Source organism: Streptomyces sp. 8N706 (assembly GCF_052245415.1).
Taxonomy (GTDB): Bacteria; Actinomycetota; Actinomycetes; order Streptomycetales; family Streptomycetaceae; genus Streptomyces.
In genome coordinates this window covers 59,097-84,759 of record NZ_JBQQBW010000007.1, presented here as the reverse complement: position 1 = coordinate 84,759, position 25,663 = coordinate 59,097, and the positions used below count along the sequence as shown (strand labels likewise).

Genomic DNA, 25,663 nt, shown 5'->3' with positions numbered 1-25,663 from the left:
TTATCGCTTGCCCGGTATCAGGACCTGAACCGGGATCTCGCTGAGTTTCGGTGTCGTTGACTCCCACCGGCAGTCCTCCTCAACCAACGTCCGTGGAGTGTCCGTTCGGACAGACCAGGCGCGTCCTTCATCAGCGGATGCGTATCAGAATCATGGGTCGTGTTCGCAGGGGCGGGTCCGTGACGGCGGGGATGGGCCGCACGGGTCGGTCTTCGTTATGAGGCGATACGCAGTCCGCGCGTCCTTGTCTCATCCCGGCCGGTGCGACTCCGCCCACATCCAGGTAAAGGTTTCCCCACGTCACGGTTTGACCGGCCGCAGGCCGTGGTCACCGCTCGCCGGAACAAGCGCCGCGGAGCCGGGGCACCGTCTTCCGAACCAGCAAGAGCGGGAGTTCGGCGTGCCGACCACCGAGGAGGAAGCGGGAGGGCTGTCGGCGCGCTGGGTGGTGGGGAACGGTGCCGCGGCCGGCCGCCGGAGACGGCCCCGGCGCCCAAGCGCCCCGGCCCCACCGCCACCGGGCTCCGGAGGCCGCCCGGGCCACTCCTGGTCTCAGCGGCCGCCCGGTTCCGGCACGGACGGCTCCACTCCGCACGCACGGGCGATGATCCGGGCGGTCAGCAGACCGCCCCTGAGCGCGTGTTCGGCCCCTGCCGGGCGCAAGCGGTCGAGTTCCGGGTCGTATGCGGCCATGACGACGCCGGCGTGGTCGGTGTCGGGCCGCTCCAGGTGAACGGGCCAGCCGCGCTCCTTGAGGGCATCCGCGAACTCCTCGGAATACCGGCTCTCCATCACCGGATCCGTCGTCCCGTGGACGAGCCACACCGGGACCGGATGAGCGGCCGTGGTCCCGAGGTCGTCCATCGGGACGGTGTCCGTGGTGCGCGCTGCCCAGTCGTAGCGGGCCGCCATCCCGACGACGGCCAGGGGGCGCCATCCGCCGACCAGTTCGGGGCGCAGCGCGACGCCCATCACGGCCGGTGCGCCGGCCGACCACCCCGCCAGCACGATCCGGCCGGGGTCCCCTCCGGAACTGTCCACCTGGTCCCGGGCGAAGCGCAGCGAGTCCAGGAGGTGCGAGCGGCCCCCGTCGGTTGCGTCGGAGCGCCAGTCGGGGACGAGCACCTGCGGTCCCATCCGCGCCACCGTCTCCGCCAGAGGCTGGAGGACGTCCCTCTCGTCCGGTCCCTTGCCGTGCCAGAGAAGCACGGTGGGTACGCGGTCCGGGGTCCCTGCGCTGGGACGGTACACGTCGATCGCCTTGCCGTTCACGCCATGGGCGAGGTTGTGCGTCACACCGGGGTCACTGGTCACAGCGGAGCGCTCCTAGTCCTGTCCTGCTGGGTGAGGGGTCCTACGGCCAAGGGGCCGGGAAACCCGGGGTTACATCTATCCGAAAGCCGTCAACGCCGGAGTCCGTCGGCCCGGGAGTCCACTGGCCGCCCCGGGGGTCCGTCAACCCGTGAGTTCATCAACCCGGGGCCGTGGACTCGTAAGGGCCCGTGAAAAATCCGAAGCCCTCACGGGCCGTCAGCTCTGGGGGCCGGTCCGCTCACTCGTTCCCGGTGGCTGTCCGCGGCGTTGAGCGCCGCGACGACCGGGGCGCCGGCGAAGGCTCGCGCGACCTCGACCAGCCACGCGGTTTCGTCGGCGAGGTCCGCCTGCTCGGGCCCGGCGACCGGTCTCGAGGGCGGAGGCCCCGCGGCCGGCCGATCGCGCTCCCGGGCGGCCCGCAGCATGGAGGCGAGCCGCGCCGCCTCGACGACCGCTTCCAGCGCCCTGTCGGCCAGGCCGGCGTCCCGCCCCAGCCTCGTCGCCTCACGTACCGTCCCAGGATCGGTGTAGTCGCGGAGGGCGAGCTGACCGTCCCGGATCTCGATGACCTGCCGGTAGAGCCTGAACTCCAGAGCGCCCAGGCTCAATCCGCCCCAGAAGCCCGTCGCGTGGGGAGTCAGCCGGACCGCCGGTGCCGCCGCGCAGACCGCCTTCCACAACGGCAGCAGACGCCGGTACTGGAGGTAGGTGTGCATCCAGCGCCGCGGGATGCCCAGGAAGGGTCCCCAGCCGGGAAGGGTCCAGCCGATGAGCGTCAGCAGCGCCCCGATGTCACCGCAGAACCATGCGACGGGCTCCCAGGCGCGCAGGTCCAGGGAGAGGGGAACCGCGACGAGGTTGGCGATCCTGATGGTGCTGTAGCCGAGGGTGACGAAGGCCCCCAGGGCGATCAGGCGCAGCCCCCGGCGGAGCCACAGGCGGTGGGAGACCTTGGCGTACCGATGGCTCAGCCGCCCGATCTCGATCTCTCCGAACGCGTAGTAGACGATGTAGAGCAGCAGATACGTCGCGTACAGCGGGTGATCGGCGTAGTGGAGCGTGAAGTCCTTGGGCCGCTGCTCGGCCGGGGACATCGAGAGGAAGAGCGAGATGAGCGCGGCCAGCACGAGAGCCGCGGTCAGCAGCCTCGTCCGCGCCGCGCGCCAGGCGGACCGCTGTGAGGTGTGGGACCAGAAGACCAGGACGACCTGTTGGCTGACCACCACCATCACCACGCAGCACTGCGACACGAGGGCGGCGCTGTTGGGAAAGCCCAGGAGCCCGTCGACCCGCGGCCAGACCAGCGGGTGGGACAGCGTGAAACTCAGCGCGGAGAACGCGAGGACGGAACAGAGCGCGATCAGGGCGTAGTCGCGCGAGGAGCGCCGCACGTCGCTGATCTTGTAGAAGAGCGCCAGCCAGGCGATCACGGCGCAGAGCGGGTGCAGATAGAAATTCACGAGGGCTCTCTGGGAACGTGGCGCAGCGAGCGGTCCACTCGCTCCAGGACGTCGGCCGCGCCGGACGGCACGGTCCAGGTGGGTTCCCGCGTCCGGCGGTGCGCCTCCTGGAGTATCAGTGATGCGATGACTTCGGCCTCCTGCTCCTCGACGGTGCTGTAGTGGGTCCGGTGCAGCACCTGCTCGACCATCCGGGGGTCGAGATGGGGAAGGAGCAGCCGGGAGGAGTCCTCGCTCATGACCGCGGCCGCCTCGTGGCCGCAGAGCACATGGCCCAGTTCATGGGCGATGATGTGCTCCTGGTGCAGACGGCTGGTGTCCTGCTCGTAGAAGACGTAGTCGCAGGTGCCGGTCGCGACCCACAGGCCGCAGGGCCCGGAGGCGGGCAGGGAGATCGGCTCCAGACGGATGGGGCGGCCGGAGCGCTCGGCCACACGGTCGCACAACACCCGTACGTCCAGGGGCGAGGGAATGTCCATGCCGCGGAGGAGAAGGCGACAGCGCCGCTTCACGCCCCGGGATGTCACTGCCTCACCTTCCCGCCCGGCCCCAGCCCCGTGCACCCAAATGGAAACGATCACTTAACGGTCGTCCCCAGCGATGCTACAGGGTTCCGTCGGTGGGCTCCCGAGGCAGCCCCTCCAACTCGCGGACCCGCTCGATCACTTCGCCGATCGAGCTGAGGCTCTGCGGGGACAGGCCGGCGGTACGCAGGGCGACATGCTGCACCCGGGTGTCCCGGAGGGCGGTGAGCAGGCCGAGTTCGGCATTCACATCCGCCGTCACCCGGTCGTCGAAGAAGTAGGCCGGAGGCACGCCGAAGAACTTGGCGAGACCTTCCAGATGGCGCAGGGTGGGGTTGTCCCGCTGTCCCTTGCGCAGCAGCCAGATGTAGCTGCCCGAGATCGGTACGCCGCTCGCCGTGATGGCTCTGGCGACCTCTTCGGTGCTGTACGGGGCACGACCGGCCGGAACCACCGTTTCGAACAGGTGGTTCAGCTTGTCGGCCAGCGTGCGCTCTGGGGCGTCGCCGGAGTTGGTCATGCTCTCGCCTCCATCCCTCGCAGCACAATGTAGCTTTACACCCATGTGCGAGTCGACATGGCCTCTGTCCCACACCAGTTGACATCGGTCGTGGCGACCTCCTAACGTCCACGTCGACAGCGGACGTCAACTCATGTTGGATCGCAACTGAAGCCGGTCCACCATCCGTTGGCGGTCGCCGGGGGTCACCTCCCGACGGGGGCGCTTCGCCCGACGGAGGAAGAGGACCGGAGGCGGGGCGGCGGCGATCGAGACATCGCGGCCGGTTCCGGTCCCCTCGTACTGGACGGGGGTCTGTACGAGGGGACGGGGAAGGTTCACTGAATCTGTCGGCGAACCAGCTCGTGGAAGAGGCCGCCCGCATCGGCCAGCAGGTCGGCGGGCGGCCCCTGCTGGACCACCTGGCCGTCCGACATGACGATCACCCGGTCGGCGTCCATGACGGTGGACAGCCGGTGGGCGATCACGATGCGGGTGGCATTCAGACTGCGGGTGCTCTCGGTCACCATGCGCTGGGTCTCGTTGTCCAGGGCGCTCGTGGCTTCGTCGAAGAACAGGATGCGCGGGCGGCGGATGAGGGCCTGGGCGATCATCAGACGTTGGCGCTGCCCGCCGGAGACGGTGCCGCCGCCGTCCGAGAGCATGGTGTGCATCCCCATCGGCATGGCCTTGATGTCCTCGGCCAGGCCCGCCATCGCGGCGGCTTCCCACGCCTCCTCCAGGGAGAACATCTCGGCGCCGCAGATGCAGTCCAGAATCGAGCCGTTGAACGGCTGGGAGTTCTGCAGCACGACGCCGCACTGCCGGCGCACCGATGCCTGGTCGAGAGCCGACAGGTCCTGGCCGTCGTAGAGGACGTCGCCCGAGGTGGGCCTGTCGAAGCCGATGAGCAGCCGCAGCAGGGTGGACTTGCCGCAGCCGCTGGCCCCGACGATCGCCACGAACTCGCCGGGACGCACCCGGAAGGACACGTTGTCGAGCACCAGCGGCCCGTCCTCGCTGTAGCGGAAGGACAGCTGTCTGGTCTCGATCTCGCCGGACAGGGCACCGGGCTGGGTGCTGCCTCCCCGTACCTCGGGGAGCTCGTCCAGCACTGGCTTGATCTGCTCGAACATCGGGAGAACGGACGCTGCCGAGATCAGCGCCCCGGTGAGCTGCGTCACCGAGGTGAGCATCATCGTCACGGCCGTGTTGAAGGTGAGGAAGCTGCTGGGCGACAGGCTCCCGCGGGCCGGACCGGCGAGCAGCATGAACATGATGAGTGTGCAGAGCGGCAGATAGACGGCGTTGAAGACCGTGATCAGGTTCTTGATCCGGCCCACCCGCTGTTGCAGCTCGCGGCTGCCGGCGAACTCCCGTGCCCAGGCGGCGTAGGCGAAGCTCTCCGCCGCGGCGACCCGCAGTTTGGGCAGTCCGCGCAGGGTCTGGAAGGCCTGGTTGTTGAGCTTGTTGCCGAGCTCGATCAACCGTCGCTGCCACCGCAGTTGCCACATGCCCAGCCCGAAGAAGACCGTGGCGATGACGGCCAGCAGGCCCATCGCCATCAGCGCCAGCGGGACGCTGTAGCACAGCAGCAGGACGAGGTTGACGGCACCGACCGTGCCGGCCTGTACGGCGATCGAGCTGATACCGGACAGCGTGCGGCGGATGGTGCTGATGCCCATGGCCGCGCTGGCCAGCTCTCCGGTGGAGCGCTGGGAGAAGAACCGGGTCGGCAGCCGCAGCAGCCGGTCCCAGACGGCCGGCTGCAGGGTCGCTTCGATGCGCCCCTCCATGCGCAGCAGGGAGATGTTCTGCAGCAGCATGAAGGCGGCCGAGACGATGGTGGTGGCCACCAGCGCCATGGCCGTCTGGACGATGAGACCCGTCTCGGCGTTCGGTACGAAGACACCGAGCACCTGTCCGGTCGCGATCGGCACCAGCGCACCGAGGCCGACGGCGACAAGACCGCCCAGCATCAGATTGCGCAGGTCCAGCCGGGTGCCGCGCAGACTGAAGCGGACCAGCCCCCAGGCGGAGACGGGCCGCTCGGGCAGCGGACGGTAGAACATGACGGCGCGCGGCTCGAGGTCGTCCGCGTTCGCCTTGCCGATTTTCGTCCGCTCGCCGGTGGTGGGGTCCACCGCCTCGTACCGGCCCCGCCGCCACAGCAGCGCGACCGGATCCCCGGACTCCGACCAGTGGCCCACCAGGGGCCCGGAGTTCTCCCGCCACCAGCGCTCCGAGAGCTTGACCACGCGGGTCCGCAGCCGCGAGCTCAGCGCGATGCGCTCGACCGGGCTCATCCGGCCGCTCAAGGAGCCGCCGCCCGAGGGCGGCGACAAGGTGATCCCCGCCGCGTCGGCGACCCGGCGGCAGACGGCCAGCGTCGCGTCGTCCGTGCCCTCGCTCCGGCCGGCCGCGCCTCTCCTCGTCCGGCCGATGGAGGCCACCAGCGCCTGATCCGCCTGCGCGCGGACCGCTTCACCGGCCTTGATACCGGCCGCCGCCCGGTCCTCGTGCGCACGCTCGAGCCGTTCGATCCAGCTGTCCAGCGCGAAGAGGAGCCGCGACTGCTGGTTGACCATGCGCTGCCACATCGCGCCGTCGATCAGCAGATCGCCCGCCGCGTCCGCGCTGTACGCGGCGCCGTACTGCACGCTGCCGGGGTCCACCGGCATCCACAGGATGTTCTCGTCGGCCGATTCGTACGCGTCGGCGGCCCCCGCCGCTCCCGGTGCCCCCGGACCGGGCTCTCCCGGGGTCTGCACCGGCTGTCCGTCCAGGGGAGCTTCGAACAGGACGCGCAGACTGCGCCCCACGCCCCGGGCGAACGCGTCCTCCAGCGGGCTGAGGCCGCCCTCGGGGCCGTAGTACGACCACTGGTCGCTGTACACGGGGTACTGGCCGGTGTCACCCCACTCGGGCCGGTACAGCTCACGCAGCGGGATCCGGTGCAGCACGCAGCCCTGCAACGGCCTGGCGACCAGCGTATGCTGCGGACCTTCGACCGGTCCGAGCAGCAGCGTCCCCGCACCGAGACGCCCGAGGAAGTGCCAGTGGCCCTGGCCGGCGGCGTCGACTGCGAACAGGTCCATCGCGCCGTCCACGACCAGCCACAGCACATGGGGCCCCTCCAGCGCCAGGCTGCTTCTGCCCGTGCAGTCCACCGCCGTGCCCAGGGCGCCCAGAGCGCCGACCACCACATCGCCCGCCGGTTGGCCGCCCGGGACCACGGGGTGGTGAACGGATGTCACGTCAATGCTCCTTGACCAACTCGGCGTAGGCTCCCCCGGTCGCGACCAGGTCCTCGTGGCGCCCGCGCTCCACGACCGTGCCGCGGTCCAGTACGACGATCTCGTCGCTGTCGCGCACCGTGCTCAACCGGTGCGCGATCACGACACAGGCACAGCCGCGCCGCCGCAGATTGTCGATGATCACCTGCTCGGTCTCCGCGTCCAGCGCGCTGGTCACCTCGTCGAGGACGAGGACGCTCGGCCGTCGGACCAGCGCCCGGGCGATCTCCAGCCGCTGCCGCTGGCCGCCGGAGAAGTTGCGGCCGTCCTGCTCCACCCGGCTGTGGATGCCGCCGGGGCGACGGGCGACCATATCGTGGGCGGCGGCGTCCTTGAGGGCGGCGACCACGGCCTCGTCGGGGATCGAGGGGTCCCACAGCGCGATGTTGTCACGGACACTGCCCTCGAAGAGGAAGACGTCCTGGTCGACGAACGAGACCGAGGCGGACAGCGCGCTGCGGGAGATGTCCTCCAGCCGCTGCCCGTCGATCCGGATCGCGCCCTCCCACGGACTGTAGAGGCCGGATATCAGCCGGGAGACGGTGGACTTGCCACTGCCGGACCCGCCGACGAGCGCCACCTGCTGTCCGGGGCCGACCGACAGCGAGAAGTCGGTGAGCAGCGGCTTGTCGAGCGGGTTGTATCCGAACGTGACGTTCTCCAGGGTCACATGGCCCTTGAGCCGGCGCGTGCTCGCGGCCGGCTCACGCCGCGCGTACAGCGAGTCCACCGGGAAGCTCTCGACGTCCTTGAGCCGCGCCACGTCCGCCGCGAAGTCCTGGATCCGGCCCGCCACCCCGTTGAGCCGGGTGATCGGCGCGGTGAAGCTGGTCACCAGCGCCTGGAAGGCGACGAGCAGGCCGATGGAGATATGGCCTTCCACCGCCCGGACTCCGCCGATCAGCAGGATCATCGCGCTGTTCAGGGCCGCGAGCGTGGGCGCGACGACGGCCAGCGCCGCACTCGGTACGCCCAGGCGCTGCTGCTGGTCCAGGGTGGTCGCGTGCTGGCCGGCCCAACGGCGGAAGTACCCGTTCTCGCCTCCGGTGGCCTTCATCGTCTCGATCAGCTGGAGCCCGCTGTACGAGGTGTTGGTCAGCCGGGCGCTGTCCGCGCGCAGCTTCTGGGTACCGATGGCCCGGATACGGATCACCACGCGCATCGCCGCCACGTTGAGCAGCGCGATCATCACCCCGACCACGGTGAGTTGGGGGTCGTACGTCCACAGCAGCACCGCGTACAGGACCACCACCACCGCGTCGACGCCGGCCGCCGCGAGGTCCCTGGCCAGGGTCTCGGCCACCGTGTCGTTGGACTGGAGGCGCTGGACGAGGTCGGCCGGGTTGCGCTGGGAGAAGAAGGTGACCGGCAGTCTGAGCAGATGTCTGAGGAACCGGGCGCTGCTGAGGGTGGAGGAGATGATGCGCCCGCGCAGCAGATTCGCCTGCTGGAGAGCGGTCAGTACGGCGGTGAGCACCACCATGGTCGCCATCGACGCGAAGAGCACGCTCAGCAACGACGTCTGGTTGCCGAACAGGAACATGTCGATGTAGGTCCGGCTCAGGGCCGGTACCACGGCGCCGACGACGACGAGCAGGAAGCTGGCGATCAGCGCGGCGAGCATCGTGCCCGACGTGCCGCGCAGCCGCGCGGGCATGGCGCTCATGATCCCCGGCTTCCGGCCGCCCCGGCGGAACCCGTCGCCGGGCTCGAAGGTCAGCGCGACGCCGGTGAAGCTGGTGTCGAAGTCCTCCATCGGGACGAAGCGGCGGCCCCGGCCCGGATCGTTGATGTGGACGCCGCGCCGGCCGAAGCGCCGCCCCATGCCGTCGTAGACGACGTAGTGGTTGAACTCCCAGAAGAGGATGGCCGGGGGCCGCACCTCCGCCAGGGCCGACGGCTCCATCTGCATGCCCTTGGCCGTGAGGCCGTATCCGCGTGCCGCCTTGAGCAGATTGCTGGCCCGGGATCCGTCACGGGAGACACCGCAGGCGATACGGAGCTCTTCCAGGGGGACATGACGGCCGTAGTGGCCGAGCACCATGGCCAGCGCGGCGGCCCCGCACTCCACGGCTTCCATCTGGAGCACGGTGGGGCTGCGGACGGCTCTCTGCTTCTTGGGCTTCGGCTCGGGCCGCCTCGCCCGGTTCGGACGGCGCCGCTGGCCGCTCGCGTTCGGACGGCGCCGTTGGCCGCTCGCGTTCGGACGGTGCCTGCCGCCTGCGGCCGGCAGCCGCTGGGTCGCCGGGGAGTCGTCGGCCGCGGTCACGGGAGCAGCCAGTCGATCGGGCGCTGCGCGGTCAGATGGACCGCACCGCTCACCAGGGTCGTGGAGTCGATCGCGTACGGCGGGCCCTGATCGGACGACCACGTGAACCCGGACTTGGTCCCCGCCGCCCGGTCCAGTTCCACCATGACCGCCACGGGTTGGCCCTTCTCCGAGAACTGTTCACCCAACTGGCTGTCACCGAGGAAACCGGTGATCTGCCGCTGGGTCTGGGGGACGCGGCCGACCGCCTTGACGTGGCCCCGGAGCACCCCGTACTGCTGCGACGGCACGGACTGGACGGTCAGGTCCACCCGGGCACCCGCGGGGACCGTCGGCCCGCTGCCGCCCGGCACGTACAACATGGCCACCAGAGGGTCGTCGGGCCGGTCGATCCGTTCCACGGTCGCCACATCGGCTCCGGTGGTGACCACCGCACCGATCTTCGAGACCAGAGTGGTCACCCGGCCCGCGGCGACCGTACGTACGGCCCGGTCCCCCCGCTCCGTGCGGACCTTCAGCACGGGAGCTCCGGCGGGCAGGGTGTCGCCCTCCTTCGCGAGGACCGCGGTGACCTGGCCGGCGAACGGGCTCTGCAGGACGTAACTGCCCTGCGCATGGGTGAGGATGCCGGGGGCGCTCAGCTTGGAGGAGACGGTGCCGGTGACGGCCCAGAAGGAGGCGGCGGCCATCAGGACGACCGTGACGGCCAGCACCAGCCGGCCCTGCGGCCGGGCGAAGCGTACGGGTACGTCGAGCTCCTCGGGCGATTGCAGCTTGGAAAGCGCCTTTTGCCGGAACTCCACAGGACTATTCCTTCAACTGCATATCTACGGTCAGCACAACGGTGGATGACCGTAACACAGGCTCCGAGGTGCGCAGATACCGGCCGACGGACTCGGCCGTCGGCATCCATGAACCCCGGAACACCAGCTCCGGGGTTCATGGCCGACCCTGGTGGATTCAGCAGTATCCGTGGGCCGGGTAATGCCTTCGGCTAGGAAGCCTGGTGACGAACGTCGCCGTCAGAGGCCCGTGGCACTGGCGGCGATCCCGGCGGGGTTCAGGCCGGTGGTCTGGGCGGCGAGACCGTTGACGTCCGCAACCGTCGGCAGAGCGGCGTCCACGGTGCCCACGGTACCCAGAGCGGTGCCGACGACCTGACCGACCAGACCGCCGGAAACGTTGTCCAGGTCGCTGTCGGCAATCTCGCGGGTCTCGACCTGGGGGGTGAAGTCGTTACGCATGACCTGCGTTCCCTTCGTTGCTTTTTTGGGGGATTCTCAAAAGGTTGGCCGGGCTCGGCTCGCGCCAATACCGGACCGGTCAACGGTCGTCCAGTCCCCGGGAATCGGGAACTCATTTTCTACAACTCCCGCGTCACGGACGATATAAGCACGCGGGCGGGCCGCCCGGCCACCCGGCTGGTCCGGCGTCTCCGCTGCACACCGTGCTGACGTGCGACTTCGCCTGCCGCGTGGTGACAACTTCTTCACATGGTTCACCGGCCAATTACCCGTTTCGGCGGCGGTCGTTGATCAGGGTGGGACATAGCTCCCACATCTGCCCCGACACTCACGGGGCCAGGCGAGGGCTCCCGGCCTGCTGTGTGCATGCTGCGTACACGATGTGTAGATCCTCTGACGGAGAGGTCGTTTATCCGGCCGCCATGTTTCGGCTACTGGCGCCTACAGCGCCCTTCGGAGCAAATGACTTCGTCGGCCGAAATAACGTACGTACGCGACAGCTGTCCGCCATGGGTGAAGCAGGCGAACTCATCAATGCATGAAGTACTGCTACGGATTGCGGCCCGACTGCGCTCGCCCCTCTACGGCGTCTGGAAGTCGGCCCCTTCAGCCGATATCCCCTTTCATCGGCCTGTACCGATGAAAGGGACACACCGGCCCGATGTCACACAGTCGGCCGGCGGCTCCTCGCAGACGTGCTCCCCGTCCTCGCACCGCGATGCCTCGACCCCGGCCCGGGGCCTCGTGCAGAGGATTCCCGTTCGGCCAATTCCGTTCAGGTATTCCGAAGGCGGACAAAGGCCTCGTGCAGCCGTGGCCAACTCTCCGCTCCCACACCGGCATCCGGCAGGCGGCATGAAGGGAACGGCGGGCCGGTCGTCCGCCACCGGGGTTCACCCATGGCCGCAGGCCACGGTCGCTCGGCCCGGCCGCCCGTCACCGCCGGCCCCGGCCCGGCCTGCCCCGGCCCCCGCCCCCAGACGTACCCGGGGCGGACGCGGCCGGGCGGGGGCGGACGCGGCCGGGCCGGGGCCGGACAGGGCGTGCCCGGGGCGGACGGGGCGTGCCCTACCACTGTGCTCCGCGCACAACCGGCACCGCAGGAGTCGTCTCCCGCGCCTATGGGCCCGCGACGCGAGGCGTTCGTACTGTCTCTCACCACAACGCGGCGGACGGACTGTGACGGAGGACCCGAAATGCACTGTGCGGAACTGCCCGATGCGCGTGCGGCGCAGCGCCCCGATGCCCCGAGCGTCGCCGACGACGCGGTACGCCTGAGCAACGCCGACTTCCTGACGTGGGTCAGGGCGACCGCGAGCTGTCTGCGGGACCGCGGGATCGGACGCGGCGACGTGGTGGCGGTGATGCTGCCCAACCGCGTCGAGTTCGTGGTCGCCCTCTTCGCGGCCTGGCGGCTGGGCGCGGCGGTCACCCCGGTGAATCCGGCGCTCACGGCCAACGAGGCCGAGTACCAGATCGCCGACTCGTCCGCGAGGGTGGTCATCAGCCAGGACGACGCCCCGGCCCTCAGTGTGGACAGGATCGATGTCGCCGAACTCCGCAAGGCCGCCGAGGCCGTTGAGCCCGTGGCCCCAGGGGGCGCGGGCTCCGGGGGCGCCGCGGACCCCGGGAGTTCCGGGGGCGCCGCGGGCGAGGCCGGCACCGGGCAGGGCGCGACGCACCCCGACGCCGATGCCCTCGCACTGCTGATCTACACGAGCGGCACGACCGGGCGCCCCAAGGGCGTCATGCTCACCCACGCCAACCTCACCGCGATGTCGACGATGATGATCGAGGTGTCGAACGTATCCGAGGACGACCACAGTCTGCTGGTCCTCCCCCTCTTCCATGTCAACGGCATCGTCGTGAGTGTGCTGACCCCGCTGCTCGCGGGCGGCAGGGTCACCATCTCCGGCCGCTTCAAGGCCGAGACGTTCTTCCGGACCATCGAGGCGGTACGCCCCACCCGCTTCTCGGCCGTGCCCGCGATCTACGCGATGCTGGCCGCGCTCCCGGAGACGGAGCGGCCCGACACCTCCTCCGTCCGGTACGCCGCCTGCGGGGCCGCGCCGATGCCCGCCGAGCTCATCGAACGGTTCGAGAGCCGGTACGGGATCCCCATCGTGGAGGGCTACGGCCTGTCGGAGGGCACCTGCGCCTCGACGACGAACCCCGTGGACGGACTCCGCAAACCCGGAACAGTGGGCCTGCCCATGCCCGGCCAGGAGGTCGGCGTCATGGACCCCTCGGGGCAACTGCTGCCGCGGGGCGCCACCGGTGAAGTCGTCCTGCGCGGCGCCAATGTCATGCGCGGTTACCTCAACAAGCCGGAGGAGACCGCCCGTACGGTCGTCGACGGCTGGCTGCACACCGGTGACATCGGCCGGTTCGACGAGGACGGCTATCTGGTGCTCGTCGACCGCATCAAGGACATGATCATCCGCGGTGGGGAGAACATCTACCCCAAGGAGATCGAGGCGGTCCTCTACGGCCACCCCGAGGTGTTCGAGGCGGCTGTCGTCGGCGAGGCGCACGAGGTCTTCGGCGAGGTGCCCGTCGCCTTCGTCGTGCTGCGCCCGGACACCACCGCCACGACCGAGGACCTCCTCGGCCTCTGCAGCGGCGCGCTCTCCCGTTACAAGCGCCCCGAACGCGTCATCGTGCTGGACGCGCTCCCCAAGAACCCCGTGGGAAAGATCGACAAGCCCGCTCTCCGGGCCGGGCTCGTCTCCCCCGCGTCCTCCGCAGCCTGAGCCGCCCCCCTCTCCCCCTTCGCCCTCGGGCGGGAAACGAAGGTTCGTCATGGGCTTCATCACGCCGGAACCACCCGACTTCGACGTCCAGGAATGGCGGTCGCGGCCGTATCTGCAGCGCCTCCGTCCGCTGGCCCGGCACTGGGCCGAGAACGGCTTCGGCACACCGGGGGCGGTCTACGTCCTCTATGTCGTCAAGATCGTGGGCTATGTGCTCGGCGGCGTGGCCATCACCGCGGCCACGCCGGGACTCGGCACGGTCGGCGACATCGCGTCCTGGTGGACCGAGCCGATCGTGTACCAGAAGATCGTGGTCTGGACCCTGCTGTTCGAGGTGCTCGGCCTCGGCTGCGGATCCGGCCCGCTGACCCTCCGCTTCATGCCACCGGTCTGCGCCTTTCTGCACTTCCTGCGGCCCGGCACCGTCCGGCTGCCCGCCTGGCCCGGCAAGGTACCGCTCACCCGGGGCACCCGCCGTACGGCGGTCGATGTTGCGCTGTACGCGGCCGTGATCGGCTCGGCGGTGTGGCTGCTGTGCTCACCCGGGACCGCCGGACCGGTGCCCCGGGAGAACGCCGTCGGTCTGATCGAACCGGTGCGGCTGATTCCGCTGGTCCTCTCCCTCGCCCTGCTCGGGCTGCGCGACAAGACCGTCTTCCTCGCCGCCCGCGGTGAGCACTACGGGCTGACCCTGCTGGTGTTCTTCTTCCCCTTCATCGACATGATCGTCGGTCTGAAGCTGGTGATGCTGGCCCTGTGGTGGGGCGCGGCGACCTCCAAGCTCAACCACCACTTCCCGTTCGTCGTGGCCATCATGATCAGCAACAGCCCGTTGCAGCGGATCGCCTGGATCAAGCGCAAGCTCTACCGCAACTTCCCGGACGACCTGCGGCCGTCCAAGCTGCCCGCGTTCCTGGCCCACACGGGTACGGTCATCGAGTACGTGGTGCCCGTGGTGCTCCTGTTGTCCCATGGCGGCATCACCACGACCGCCGCGCTGGCGCTCATGGTCGTCTTCCATCTCCACATCATGTCGACGTTCCCCATGGGCGTCCCGCTGGAGTGGAACGTCTTCTTCATCTACTCGGCGGTGTTCCTCTTCGGGCACCACGCCGCGATCGGGGTGGGCTCCGTGGAGTCCCCTCTCCTGGCCGCCCTGCTGCTGGTGTGCGTGGTCGCCGTCCCCGCCCTGGGCAACATCAAGCCGCACCTGGTGTCGTTCCTGCCCTCGATGCGCTACTACGCCGGGAACTGGGCCACCAGCACCTGGTGTTTCCGCAAGGGCTCGGAGCAGAAGCTCAACACGCACATCACCAAGGCCGCCGGTATGGCGAAGGACCAGCTCGTCGCGCTCTACGGCGACGAGCTCGCCGATCTGATGCTGCACAAGGGCATGGTCTGGCGTTCGATGCACACCCACGGCCGTGCCCTCAACGGTCTGCTCCCCCGCGCGGTGGACGACACGGAGGCGTACGACCTGCGCGACGGCGAGTACGTGGCGGGCGGGGTGCTGGGCTGGAACTTCGGTGAGGGCCATCTCCACAACGAGCAGTTGCTGGAGGCGGTTCAGGAGCGCTGCGGTTTCGAGGAGGGCGAGCTGCGCGTCATCGTCCTGGAGTCACAGCCCCTTCACAGGCAGCACCAGCACTACCGCATCATGGATGCCGCGACCGGCCGTATCGAGGAGGGGTACGTGGACGTCAAGGACATGATCGTCCGACAGCCGTGGCTGGACGAGGACAGCCCCTCGATCCCTGTCCGGCCCGCCGGGAGCGCCGTACGGCCCGCGGGCACGCCGGTGGTGACCGCGCATGAGTGAGGCGGTCGTGGTGGGGGCCGGCCCGAACGGGCTGGCCGCCGCCGTCGCCCTGGCCCGGCAGGGAGTGGCGGTCACCGTCCTGGAGGCCGCCGAGGAGATCGGCGGCGGGACCAGGTCCGGTGAGCTGACCGTGCCCGGAGCGGTGCACGACCACTGCTCGGCAGTGCACCCCATGGCGGTCGGCTCCCCGTTCCTGGAGTCCCTGGACCTGGGCCGGCACGGCTTGGAGTGGCTGTTCCCCGAGGTCGACCTCGCACATCCGCTGGACTCCGGCGCTGCCGGGGTGATGGTCCGCTCCGTCGAGGAGACCGAGGCCCGCCTCGGCGCGGACGGCCCGGCCTGGCGCCGGCTGTTCGGCCCGCTGGCCTCGGACTACGACGCGCTGTCCGAGGACGTCATGCGTCCTCTGCTGCATGTACCCCGGCACCCGTTCCGGCTCGCCCGGTTCGGCCTGTCCGCGATCCAGCCGGCCACCGCGGTGGCCCGCCGCTGGCGGACCGACGAGGCCCGCGCACTGTTCGCCGGAGTGATGGCTCACGCCTTCCACCCCCTGACCCGCCCCCTGAGCCCGGCCATCGGCCTGATGCTCATCGCAGCCGGACACCGGCACGGCTGGGCGGTGGCCCGCGGTGGATCCCGGGCGATCACCGACGCGCTGGCCGCCGAGCTCAAGGAGCTGGGCGGCACCGTCGAGACGGGCGTACGGGTGCGGTCCCTCGACGAGCTGCCCCCGACCCGGATCGTCATGCTCGACCTCGCCCCGGGCGCCGCCGCCGACATCTGCGGGGACCGCCTGCCCGCCCATGTCCGGCGCGCCTACCGCAGATGGCGCCACGGGCCGGGGGCCTTCAAGGTCGATCTGGCCGTCGAGGGCGGGGTCCCCTGGATCAACGAGGCCTGCCGCCGGGCCGGCACCGTGCACCTCGGCGGCACCCTGGAGGAGGTCGTCGGCACCGAGGCGCAGATCCACCGGGGCCGGATGCCGCAGCGCCCGTTCGTCCTGGTTTGCCAGCAGTACCTGGCCGACCCGGGGCGCTCGGCCGGCGACGTCCACCCGGTCTACGCCTACGCGCACGTCCCGCACGGCTACCGCGGGGACGCCACGGACGCCGTGCTCGACCAGATCGAACGGTTCGCGCCGGGCGTCCGGGACCGGATCGTCGGCCGATTCGTCCGCTCGACCACGGATTTCCCCCGCTACAACCCGAACTACGTCGGGGGCGACATCGTCACGGGAGCCAAGACGGCGCTCCAGGCGGCGCTGCCCCCACGGCCGGCCCCCGACCCGTACCGCACCGGTATCCCCGGCGTGTACCTGTGCTCGGCGGCCACCCCGCCCGGGCCCGGAGCCCACGGTCTGTGCGGGTACAACGCCGCGCGGTCCGCGCTACGGTTTCTCACCCGGTGAGGACCGGCCGGGAAAGGAGCGCCGACGTGGACAGGGACCGGGACCCGGTCGCACGGGTGGCGGATGCCGTACTGCCCCACCGCGACGACCTCATCGCGACGCTCATCACCATCATCGAGCGGGAGATCGCGGTCCTCGACCACGACGAGAGACTGCACAGCCTGCTCGAGGCGAGCGTCACCGAGAACATCGTCAGCGCCCTGCACATCATGAGCAACGGCATCGACCCGCGGAGCGTGGACGCCCCGCCGTCGGCCGTCTCCTACGCCCGCCGGCTCGCCCAGCGCGACGTCCCCATGTCGGCACTGCTGCGCGCCTACCGGCTGGGGCAGGCGCGCTCCCTGGACCTGGTCCTCGGCGAAGCGATGAAGCTGCCGGGCGGGGACCCCGCGAACACGGTCATGCAGCTGGTCGGCATCACCTCGGCGTACGTCGACCGGGTGTCCGAACAGGTCGCCCGGGCCTACGAGGACGAGCGCGAGCGCTGGGTGAGCAGCCGTGGCGCGCTGCGCCAGCACTGGGTCGGCCAGCTGCTGAACGCCCCCTCCCCCAACGTGGAACAGGCCGAGACCGCCCTCGGCTACCGCATGGCCGGAACCCATCTCGCCGTGGAGGGGTGGGCCAACCGCTCGGTGGGCCCGGTCGACGCGATGGGCATCCTGGAGCGCCTGAGCACGCTTCTGCACCGGGTCTTCCAGGCCCGCGGGGAGCCCCTGCTCGTGCCGACGGACGAGACGGACGCCCGTATCTGGTTCCCGGTGAAGGCCCACCCGGCGGTGGACCCGGGCGTGGTGGCGCGGGAGCTGGAGCGGGCGAAGCTGCCGGTACGGGTGGCCATCGGCAACGCCCGTTCCGGGCTGGAGGGCTTCCGGCGCAGCGTCCGCGGTGCCTCCCGGGCGAAGACGGTCGCGCTGGCGGCGGGCGACGCCGCGCCCCGTGCGGTCTCCTTCGCCCAGGTGGCACCCGTCGCGCTGCTGGCGGACGAACCGGCCGAGTTGGCGGACTTCGTCGCCGACACCCTCGGCGGGCTGGCGGTGGACGAGCCCTGGCGGCAGTCCCTGCGCGAGACGCTGCGGGTCTTCCTCGCCACCAACCGCAGTTACGCCGCGACGGCCGAACAGCTCACCGTGCACCGCAACACGGTCCACTACCGCATCCAGCAGGCCGTCGAGAAGTACGGGGTCCTGGTGGAGGACAACGCCTTCGAACTCCAACTCGCCCTGACCATCTGCCGCTGGCACGGTACGGACGTCCTGCGAGGGGACGTCGGCTGAGCGCGGAGGCCAGGTCGGTCCCCGGCCCCGGGCATCGGCGACCAGAGGTCACCGTTCCCCGGAACGCCCGGCAGGCACCGACCTCATGCCCGGCTTTCCTGCTCGCTCGTGGTGTCCACAGCGGCCAGCACGGCGATCTGCTTGCGGTCGCGCTCCTGTGCGAGCTCGCCGTAGGAGCGGGAACCGTACGCGCTCTCCACCGCCTTGATCAGCTGCTCCGTCTGCTCGGGGCCCTGCTCGGGGCGGCCGAGCGAATCCCACATCTTCTGCATCGACACACCGATGTGCTCGGCCATGTGCCGGTAGCCACCGGGCCCTCCGCCCAGATGCGCTCCGAGGAACGGCCCCACGGTCGCCCAGCGCAGCCCGAGCGAGTTCACCACCACGGCGTCCAGCTCGGCCGGGCTGACCACGCCCTGCTCGACGAGGTAGACGGCCTCGCGGCTCAGCGCGTTCTGCAGCCGGTTGCCGACGAAGCCGGGGATCTCCTTGCGCTCCACCACCGGTACCCGGCCGACGGAGCGGTAGAAGTCCGTCGCCCGTGCCACGGCCTTCTCGTCCGTACGCTCGCCGGGCACCACTTCCACCAGAGGCACCAGGTGCGGGGGGTTGAACGGATGGCCGATCAGGATGCGGCCCGCGTCCTCCAGTCCATCGGTGAACGCCGTGGCGGGGATGGCCGACGACGAACTCAGCAGCAGGGCGTGGGCCGGGGCCTCGCGGACGAGCGTGGCGAACAGCTCCCGCTTGAAGCCGACGTTCTCCGGGCCGTTCTCCTGGACGACGTCGGCGTTCCGTACGGCCTCGGCGACATCCGCCGCCAGATGCACCCGGCCGGCGATGTCCTGCACCGGCAAGCCCTGCTGGGCGAGGTGCGGTGCCGACTCGGTCAGTGCCGCCTCGACCGCCTCGGCGAGGTCCGGCCGCGGGTCGGTCACCCATACGTCCATGCCATGGGCGGCGAACAGCGCGGTCCACGACAGCCCGATGGTCCCGGCGCCGACCACCGCAGCGGTGGTGAATGACTCACTCATGGGGGTCTTCCTTCTTCGTCATCGGTTCAGCGCGCGAGGTAGTCGTGCACGGGTTTGGCCGGAGCCAGCGTCAGATCGGTGAGGATGTGGCTCGCGGAGACCACCTCGCGGACCGGCAGATCGGCCATCGGGGCGAGCACGTGCTCGAACAGTTGGAGACGGGCCGGGCCGGTCCAGGCCCCCTTCACCTCGACATCGGTGATCTCGGTACGCACCAGCTGGGCGACCTGCGGCGCCCCGTCGAACCCGGGGACCAGCTTGAGCATGTACGTCGGTACCGCGATCTGCGCCCTGGCCTCTTCGGGGTCCAGCTCGTAGTGCTTGTAGCCCATCGTGGCGCGGGCCACGCCCAGCGTGCCGTAGTCGAGGACGCCGACGAGAGCGCCGTGGTCCGCGTAGAGGGCGGGCGCCCCGACGGTCTTGGGGTACGCGGCGGCTTCACGGCCGGAGGCGGTGGCCGGGAAGTTGTCCAGGTACATGGCGTGGAGGTACTCGCCCCGCTCGCCCTCGTAACGGACCTCGACCGCCTGTCCCGCCTCGGTGTAGGGCCCGTACCCGGTGACGTCGCCCATCCGCATGACTTCGAAGCGCACCAGCGGTTCGTCGATCTCCAGTGGCTCGGGCACCACCGCACGCAGGGCCTCGGGGTCGGTGCGGTAGACGATGTTGAGGTACTCGCGGTCGGTGAACCGCGGTACGACGGGCGGGTACGCCGGGTTCACCAGCGGGGTGGCGATGTGCCGGGGCACGTCCTGTTGCTTCATGATCTCTTCTTTCCGGCCTTACTTGCCCTGCCAGACCGGGCTGCGGCGCTCGGCGAACGCGGCCATGCCTTCGCGTACGTCGTCGGAGGCCACGACCGCGGTCATCTCGCGCGTCTGCGCGGCGAACGCCTCGGATTCGGGTGCTCCGTCAGCGGCCCGGACGATCTTCTTGACCGCGGCCAGCGCCAGGGGGGCGTTGGCGGCGAGCTGTTCGGCCAACTGCAGTGCGATGGCGGTGACTTCGGCTGCCGGGACCACGCGGTTGGCGATGCCGAGCCGGCCCGCCTCCACACCGGAGAGGGGCTCACCGAGCAGCAGCACCTCCATGGCGAGGTGGAAGGGGATCCGCTTGGGCAGCCGGATCACGCCACCGCCGGCCGCGATCAGACCGCGCTTGACCTCGGGCAGTCCGAACTGGGCGTCCTCCGCGGCCACGATGAGGTCACAGGCCAGGGCCAGTTCGAAGCCGCCGCCCATGGCCCAGCCCTCGACCGCCGCGATGAGCGGCTTGGTGCCCTCGGCCTGGGTCAGTCCGCCGAACCCCCGTCCCGGGATCTCCGGTGATTCCCCTTTCAGCGCGGCCTTGAGGTCCATTCCGGCGCTGAAGGTGCCCTCGGCGCCGGTCAGCACGCCGACGCGCAGGGCAGGGTCCGCCTCCAACTCGTCCAGGGCGGCGGCGAGTCCGGCGGCGACGGCCGCGTTGACGGCGTTACGCGCCTTGGGGCGGTCGATGGTGATGAGCAGGGACGCACCGATCTTCTGGGTGCGTACCTCCGGGGTGTCGTTCACGATGAAGCCCTTCATTCCTGTCGTCGGAGCCGTCGGCCCCGTGGGGGCGGGGGGCGTCGGTACGCGGGGTCAGTGCCGCTCGGCGAGCTCCTGGAAGACCTCGTCCGTGTGCTCCCCGGGCAGCGGCGCCGGCCGCCGGACGGATCCGGGGGTCGCGGAGAAGCGCACCGGAATGCCGACCGAGCGGATGGCCCCCTCGGTCGGGTGCTCGACCACGTCGAGCAGATGGCCTTCCTGGACGTACGGGTCCTCGCTCGCCCGGTCCAGTTCCAGCACCGGAGCCATCGGGATGCTGTACTTGGCGCAGATGCTCTCCCACTCCTCGGTGGTCAGACCGGGCGAGCACTCCTCGACGAGGTCCATCAGCGCGTCGACGTCGGCGTCGGCGATGGTCTCGCCGTTGACCCGCGGGTCCTGTGCGAGGTCGGTGCGGCCCGCCTCGGTGAAGAAGTCACGGAAGTTCTGCGGACCGTAGGGGATGACACAGGCGAGGCCGTCCTTGGTCGGCACCGCCCGGTGTCCCTTGGCCAGGGACAGCGGGAACCCGGTGGAGCCCACCGGGGGTTCGAAGACATGGCCCTGCAGGTGCTCGACGAGGTTGAAGGCGATGAGCGTGTCGGTCATCGGGACTTCTACGTGCTGGCCGGCGCCCGTCCGGTCCCGGTGCAGCAGCGCGGCGAGCACCGCGTAGACGATGGTGAGCGCGGAGACCTTGTCGCCGAGGATCGTCGGCAGATAGGCGGGCCTGCCCGTCGCCCGGTTGGCGACATCCACCAGCCCGGAGGCGGCCTGCACCGTCTCGTCGTACGCGGCGTGTCCGGCCCGGTCGGAGTCGCTGCGGAAGCCCTGCGCGTGGGCGTAGACCAGACGGGGGTTGCGCGCGGCGGCCTCGGAGTAGTCGAGACCGAGGCGGGCCAGCGCGCCATGGCGCATGTTGGTGATCAGCACATCGGCGCTTGCGACCAACTCCAGCGCTCGCTCGCGGTCGGCCTCGTCCTTCAGGTTCAGCGCCACGCTCCGCTTGTTGCGGTTGACGTTGAGGTTGAGCGGGGTCATTCCGCGGGTGTTGCGGTACGGGCCCAGCCGTACGGTGTCCGACGGTGACTCGATCTTGATGACGTCCGCGCCGAGGTCGCCCAGGATCTGCGCGGCGTACGGGCCCATCACCACCGTCGACAGGTCGATCACCCGGACACCCTCCAGTGGTCCGGCGGTGTTCCCGACCGTGTTGTCCATCACTTCTCCCGTTCCTTTGTGGCTCGGCGATGTTTCACCATCGAAATTAACGGCCACCAGAGAAAAAGGGAATGATCATGTCAGGCACACCGGCATGACCACAGCAGTCATACCATTTCCTGGATCGGCCAGAAATGCAGAGGGAGGTTATTCAGGCGGAAAGCGGTTCGCCGAATATGGTCCGGGCCTGAGCAATCAGACCTTCGAGGTCCGCTCCGGCGCCCGCCCGGTCCTTGCGGTACAACAACCCGGTGACGAGAGCGGGTTGGAAGTCCTCGACCGGCAGGACGACCACGTTCTCCAGCCGGTAGAGATGCATCGGACTCTTCGCGGAGAGCATGGTTATCGAGAAGGCGATGCCACTGGAGATCAGCTCCGAAGCGCCGGAATATTGCGCCGTGCCGATACGAATTCTCTTCTTGAGTCCGGCTGAATTCAGCCGCGCATCGATTTCCTCGAAATAAGCCGGAGTGCTGTCGTCGGACGCGGCCGCATAGGACAGATCCATCAGGTCTTCGAGCCTGACCGACTCCCGGCCGGCGAACAGGTCCGCCGGCACGGCGGCGCCGAGGCGTTCCGTCATGACCTCGATGATCTCGAGCGCCGGGTCGGAGACCGGCAGCCGCGCCAGAGTGAGCGCCAGCTTGCCGTCGTGTACGGCGGTGACCAGGCCCGCCGAGGTGCCGGGCCAGCGCTTGAGCTCCAAGGTCTCACGGGAGGCTTCCTCGAGCAGCCGGACCCGGTCGCGCAGATACGGATGCACTCCGGCCGGCATGCCGATGAACTCCGTGTTGCGCCGTGGCCGGACCGCCTCGCGCAGCCGCCACGGGATCGCGTTGACGCGTTCGACCACGTCGCGTGCCATCGGCAGCAACGCCGCTCCCGCGGGTGTCAGCTCCACCCGGTGGGTGGTGCGCTCGAACAGGGCATGGCCGAGCTCCCGCTCGAGGTCCTTGATCCGCCGGCTCAGAGGAGAGGCCGCCATGTGCAGCTTGCGTGCCGCCTGCGAGAAGTTGAGCTCTTCGGCAACAGCCACGAAGTACCGCAGGTGCAACATCTCCACGTGGCCACCCTACCTACCCTCCGGTAGCGCCGGGATAACCGGTCGATGTGCCCGAATCCCTCAGGGCAGGTCCCAGGTACACGGCGGCGCCGGGTCCGGCCGGCCCGGCGACGCGCCGTACCCCCCGGACCCGGGCGACACCGGCTGGGGCCGTCAGTTCTCCGCGGACTCGGTAGCCAGCAGATCCTGCAGTTCGCCCACCGCTTCCCGGAGCTTGTCGGCGAACACATACATCTGTTCGGCCACCGGGAGCGGCGTGCTCAGATAGAGATTGAAGCGGTCGGGAAGCAGTACGTAGGCAACACCGATGCACCGGCTGCTGGTCGACCCGAAACCGAAGTACTGGATGTTGGTCGACGGTGCGGAGCTGGTGCTCAGATAGTCGTCCCGCATGGTGAGCCAGCCCGGGCTCTCGTACAGAGCGGGCTGCTCGGTCACGCCCAGCGTCTCGCCGCGCCGCTTCTGGATCAGCTGGAGCTCCCACAGATGCTGCTCGGGCACCTGCCCCGCCTGGCACTCCTTCGCGCGCTGCACATGCTTGTCGGCGGCGGCCCGGAACGCCGCCCTGCGGGTCCCGGTATCGGCCCCGGGGTCCTCCATCGCGGCCACGAACCGCAGCACCTCGGGCGTGACGACGCGCATCGCCTCGGTACGACCGCGCCGGTACTGCCGCGTGGCGATCGACTCGTACGTGGCACCCACATGTCCCTTGGCGCGCTGGTGGGCGAGTTGATAGGCCATCTGCACAAACGCGTCCGGCGAGATCCGCAGCTCCTTGGCCCGGGCTGTGCCGAAGTCCTCGAACGACACGGTGGTCGTGGCGGTGGCCGCGCCGTACGCGGCGAACGACTCGGCCGCGGCCCCCACATCGGCCCGCAGGGCGGCATCGAGCCGGAACTCGATGGGCTCGACGGCCGGCATGCCCTGCGACCGGGCCTCCGACTGCCGCGACTGCTCCTCGGCCGGTGTGCCCAGCAGGGCGTCGACGAAGCTGAGGATCGTGGTGCCGTCCAGACCGCAGTGCTCCACGTTGATGCCCGCCCTGCCGTCCTCGAAGACGATCAGGGACACGGCCTTGTCGAACCACCGGTTTCCGCTGTCCCCGTGGAGCAGGTGGTCGCAGGCCTCGAGGTTGTCCTTGGGTGCGAAGTCCTCCAGGCATACGCAGAACAGCGCGGTCTCGATCTCGTCGAGCGCCTCCGCGTTCCCGGGGTCGCCGACGAGCAGGGCCTCCCGGCTCGCCGCCCACTCCGCCCGTGCCTTGGTGGTGAGATGGCCGACCGAGGCATCCCGCTCGGACCGCACCGCGCCGGTCTTCATCACGGCGTGCAGCCCCGCCATGAGATCGTCCAGGGAATGGGGGCGGCCGTCCGCGCCCAGCACGTCCATGCGGAACATGTTTCCGCGGAAGAACACCACGATGTGGCGCGCACGGGACGGGCCCGGCCACTCATCGCTGTAGGGAAGGCGGACGGTGTCCTGCACGGGGCCGGGGATGCGCGTCGCGGAGAACAGGTACTTGTTCTGCTCCATCGTGAGCGGCTGTCCGCGCTGGACGATCGGCGGAATGCGCTCCTCGTCGAGCTGCCGCTTGTAGTTGAGGGCCGCGGCGATGAGCCCGGCCGCCCGTTCCACCTGCCGCTGTCCGGCGTCCTTGAACAGGAAGAAGAAGTTCGCGTTGAGCGCGATACGGTCGCGGCGCCCCAGGTACCGGTACGGCCAGAAGGTGTCGAGCCAGCTGTGGACGCCCTCCTCGGCGTTGTACTCCTCGAGTGCCGCCTGGAGCTTGCGCCCGGGGCCGTCGGGCCGCAGGAACGAGGCCACTTCCGCCTCGGTCGCGGCCAATTCGTCCGCGGTCAGCAGCGGTGCGCACCAGTCGATGAACCTGCGACAGCTGTCCTCCACGGTGGGCAAGGGCACGCGCGGCAGCAGGTCCTCATTGCTGAAGGTAGCGGCTTCGGTATCCTGACGACTGTTCAAGTGAGTTCTCGTTCCAGGCAGTTGTGGGGTTTGGGGGTAGATTACTCGGCGGTCGCGAGGTCCACGACGGTGCGGCCGTTCGTGCCGCGCGGCCGGGAGATGAAGAGCTGCGCGTAGAGCCAGCCGTCGGTTTCCAGATCCCGCGCGTCCACTCCGACGGACGACAGTGTGTCCAGGACGAGTGACTGCTCCTCCGGGGAAGCGAACCGCCGCTGCTTGAAGAGGCCCTCGACCTGGAGGGTTTCGTACCCTGCTGCCGCCAGGGTCTCCGCGATGGGGTCGAAGGGGAACATCCGCAGCACGAAGTGCGCCATCCAGGGCTTGCGTTCACCGTACGCACGGACGACGCGGGAGATGGTCCGGTCCGTGACATAGCCGAGGCAGCCCGTGGAGATCACGAGATCCGTCGCGGCGAACTCCTCGCGCTGGCTCTCCGTGGGCTCGTGTTCCTCCAGGTCGCCATGGACGGCGCCGTCGAGAAACCCGGCCGAGAGCGCGTACGAGAGGGCCTGTTGCGAGGTATCGAGGCCGGTGAAACGGGTGCGCTGGAAGCGGTGACGTGCTTGGACGAACTCCCGGTCCCGGGTCAGCAGTGCGCTGCGAGTCCGTGTTCCGGCGTCGCCGTCACAGTAGCGCTCGTACAGCTCGTCCATGGTCACATCGCATTTCAGCAGAGCCGCGTTGATGCCGTAGGAGCAACCGATGTCCAGCACGTGCGGGGTCGGGACCCGCTGCGACTCCCGGTATTCCTGGATGAGCTTGGCGAAATAGGGCTTGGCGAGCTGGGGAATGCAGTAGTCAAGCTTGCGCAGGGTACTGAAGTAGGCGCGCGGGTCGGGCTGCGTGTAGATGTGGTCGAGTGAAACTTTTCCGGTCGCGTCGAAACGCACAGGGCGCTCTCCTCGGTGGATGGCAGAGTGGTGATGGGCCGTCGGCT

The 25,663-nt window shown here is 69.8% G+C and carries 19 protein-coding genes; 4 read left to right on the top strand and 15 right to left on the bottom strand.

Translation table 11 applies throughout. The annotated features are described in order from the left end of the window. Nucleotides 1–552: 552 nt before the first annotated feature. From ACTWQE_RS05065 to ACTWQE_RS05030, 8 genes are all read right to left on the bottom strand, one after another. Nucleotides 553–1,314, bottom strand: coding sequence for an alpha/beta hydrolase (locus tag ACTWQE_RS05065; protein WP_443327585.1), 762 nt, complete (start codon nt 1,312–1,314; stop codon nt 553–555). Nucleotides 1,315–1,520: 206 nt separating this feature from the next. Then, nucleotides 1,521–2,774 carry an MAB_1171c family putative transporter gene (locus ACTWQE_RS05060; RefSeq protein ID WP_443327584.1) on the bottom strand — a complete coding sequence of 418 codons (1,254 nt, stop codon included), beginning with the start codon at nt 2,772–2,774 and terminating at the stop codon, nt 1,521–1,523. Continuing rightward, nucleotides 2,771–3,253 carry a hypothetical protein gene (locus ACTWQE_RS05055; protein ID WP_443327583.1) on the bottom strand — a complete coding sequence of 161 codons (483 nt, stop codon included), beginning with the start codon at nt 3,251–3,253 and terminating at the stop codon, nt 2,771–2,773. The genes ACTWQE_RS05060 and ACTWQE_RS05055 overlap by 4 nt, the downstream gene beginning before the upstream one ends. 124 nt (nt 3,254–3,377) lie before the next feature. Beyond that, on the bottom strand, nt 3,378–3,818 hold the full coding sequence (locus tag ACTWQE_RS05050; protein WP_443327582.1) for a helix-turn-helix domain-containing protein: 441 nt from the start codon (nt 3,816–3,818) through the stop codon (nt 3,378–3,380). Nucleotides 3,819–4,135: 317 nt separating this feature from the next. Next, on the bottom strand, nt 4,136–7,054 hold the full coding sequence (locus ACTWQE_RS05045) for an NHLP bacteriocin export ABC transporter permease/ATPase subunit (RefSeq protein ID WP_443327581.1): 2,919 nt from the start codon (nt 7,052–7,054) through the stop codon (nt 4,136–4,138). A gap of 1 nt (nt 7,055) precedes the next feature. Next, on the bottom strand, nt 7,056–9,362 hold the full coding sequence (locus ACTWQE_RS05040; protein ID WP_443327580.1) for an NHLP family bacteriocin export ABC transporter peptidase/permease/ATPase subunit: 2,307 nt from the start codon (nt 9,360–9,362) through the stop codon (nt 7,056–7,058). Beyond that, entirely contained in the window at nt 9,359–10,165 is an 807-nt protein-coding gene (locus tag ACTWQE_RS05035) for an HlyD family efflux transporter periplasmic adaptor subunit (protein ID WP_443327579.1), read from the bottom strand. Before ACTWQE_RS05035 ends, ACTWQE_RS05040 begins: the two co-directional genes overlap by 4 nt. Nucleotides 10,166–10,384: 219 nt before the next feature. Further along, nucleotides 10,385–10,606 (bottom strand): type A2 lantipeptide, encoded by a 222-nt coding sequence (locus ACTWQE_RS05030; protein WP_443327578.1) that lies wholly within the window; start codon nt 10,604–10,606, stop codon nt 10,385–10,387. A 1,196-nt stretch (nt 10,607–11,802) separates the two neighbouring features. Here ACTWQE_RS05030 and ACTWQE_RS05025 point away from each other — a divergent pair. Genes ACTWQE_RS05025 through ACTWQE_RS05010 form a run of 4 tightly spaced genes read left to right on the top strand, consistent with a single transcriptional unit; the run spans nt 11,803 to nt 17,860 of the window. Next, the gene (locus tag ACTWQE_RS05025) at nt 11,803–13,359 is read left to right on the top strand and encodes a class I adenylate-forming enzyme family protein (RefSeq protein ID WP_443327577.1); all 1,557 of its coding nucleotides are present in this window, start codon (nt 11,803–11,805) and stop codon (nt 13,357–13,359) included. A gap of 49 nt (nt 13,360–13,408) precedes the next feature. Then, on the top strand, nt 13,409–15,178 hold the full coding sequence (locus ACTWQE_RS05020) for a DUF3556 domain-containing protein (protein ID WP_443327576.1): 1,770 nt from the start codon (nt 13,409–13,411) through the stop codon (nt 15,176–15,178). After that, nucleotides 15,171–16,586, top strand: a complete 1,416-nt coding sequence (locus tag ACTWQE_RS05015; protein WP_443327575.1) for a phytoene desaturase family protein — start codon at nt 15,171–15,173, stop codon at nt 16,584–16,586. Before ACTWQE_RS05020 ends, ACTWQE_RS05015 begins: the two co-directional genes overlap by 8 nt. 26 nt (nt 16,587–16,612) lie before the next feature. Next, complete coding sequence (locus tag ACTWQE_RS05010; RefSeq protein ID WP_443327574.1) at nt 16,613–17,860, top strand: PucR family transcriptional regulator; 1,248 nt, start codon at nt 16,613–16,615, stop codon at nt 17,858–17,860. Between the two features lie 83 nt (nt 17,861–17,943). Here the strand turns inward: ACTWQE_RS05010 and ACTWQE_RS05005 are convergent, their stop codons facing one another. From ACTWQE_RS05005 to ACTWQE_RS04975, 7 genes are all read right to left on the bottom strand, one after another. Continuing rightward, the gene (locus ACTWQE_RS05005) at nt 17,944–18,894 is read right to left on the bottom strand and encodes a 3-hydroxyacyl-CoA dehydrogenase NAD-binding domain-containing protein (protein WP_443327573.1); all 951 of its coding nucleotides are present in this window, start codon (nt 18,892–18,894) and stop codon (nt 17,944–17,946) included. A 26-nt stretch (nt 18,895–18,920) separates the two neighbouring features. After that, nucleotides 18,921–19,658: an acetoacetate decarboxylase gene (locus tag ACTWQE_RS05000; protein WP_443327572.1), complete on the bottom strand. Its 738-nt coding sequence runs from the start codon at nt 19,656–19,658 to the stop codon at nt 18,921–18,923. Nucleotides 19,659–19,676: 18 nt separating this feature from the next. Further along, nucleotides 19,677–20,462 carry a crotonase/enoyl-CoA hydratase family protein gene (locus ACTWQE_RS04995; protein ID WP_443327571.1) on the bottom strand — a complete coding sequence of 262 codons (786 nt, stop codon included), beginning with the start codon at nt 20,460–20,462 and terminating at the stop codon, nt 19,677–19,679. 54 nt (nt 20,463–20,516) lie between these two features. After that, nucleotides 20,517–21,683 (bottom strand): CaiB/BaiF CoA transferase family protein, encoded by a 1,167-nt coding sequence (locus ACTWQE_RS04990; protein ID WP_443327570.1) that lies wholly within the window; start codon nt 21,681–21,683, stop codon nt 20,517–20,519. Between the two features lie 151 nt (nt 21,684–21,834). Then, nucleotides 21,835–22,740 (bottom strand): LysR family transcriptional regulator, encoded by a 906-nt coding sequence (locus ACTWQE_RS04985; RefSeq protein ID WP_443327621.1) that lies wholly within the window; start codon nt 22,738–22,740, stop codon nt 21,835–21,837. Nucleotides 22,741–22,899: 159 nt separating this feature from the next. After that, nucleotides 22,900–24,726, bottom strand: coding sequence for a choline/carnitine O-acyltransferase (locus tag ACTWQE_RS04980; RefSeq protein ID WP_443327569.1), 1,827 nt, complete (start codon nt 24,724–24,726; stop codon nt 22,900–22,902). 41 nt (nt 24,727–24,767) lie between these two features. Beyond that, nucleotides 24,768–25,616, bottom strand: a complete 849-nt coding sequence (locus ACTWQE_RS04975; protein ID WP_443327568.1) for a class I SAM-dependent methyltransferase — start codon at nt 25,614–25,616, stop codon at nt 24,768–24,770. Between the last annotated feature and the right edge of the window lie 47 nt (nt 25,617–25,663).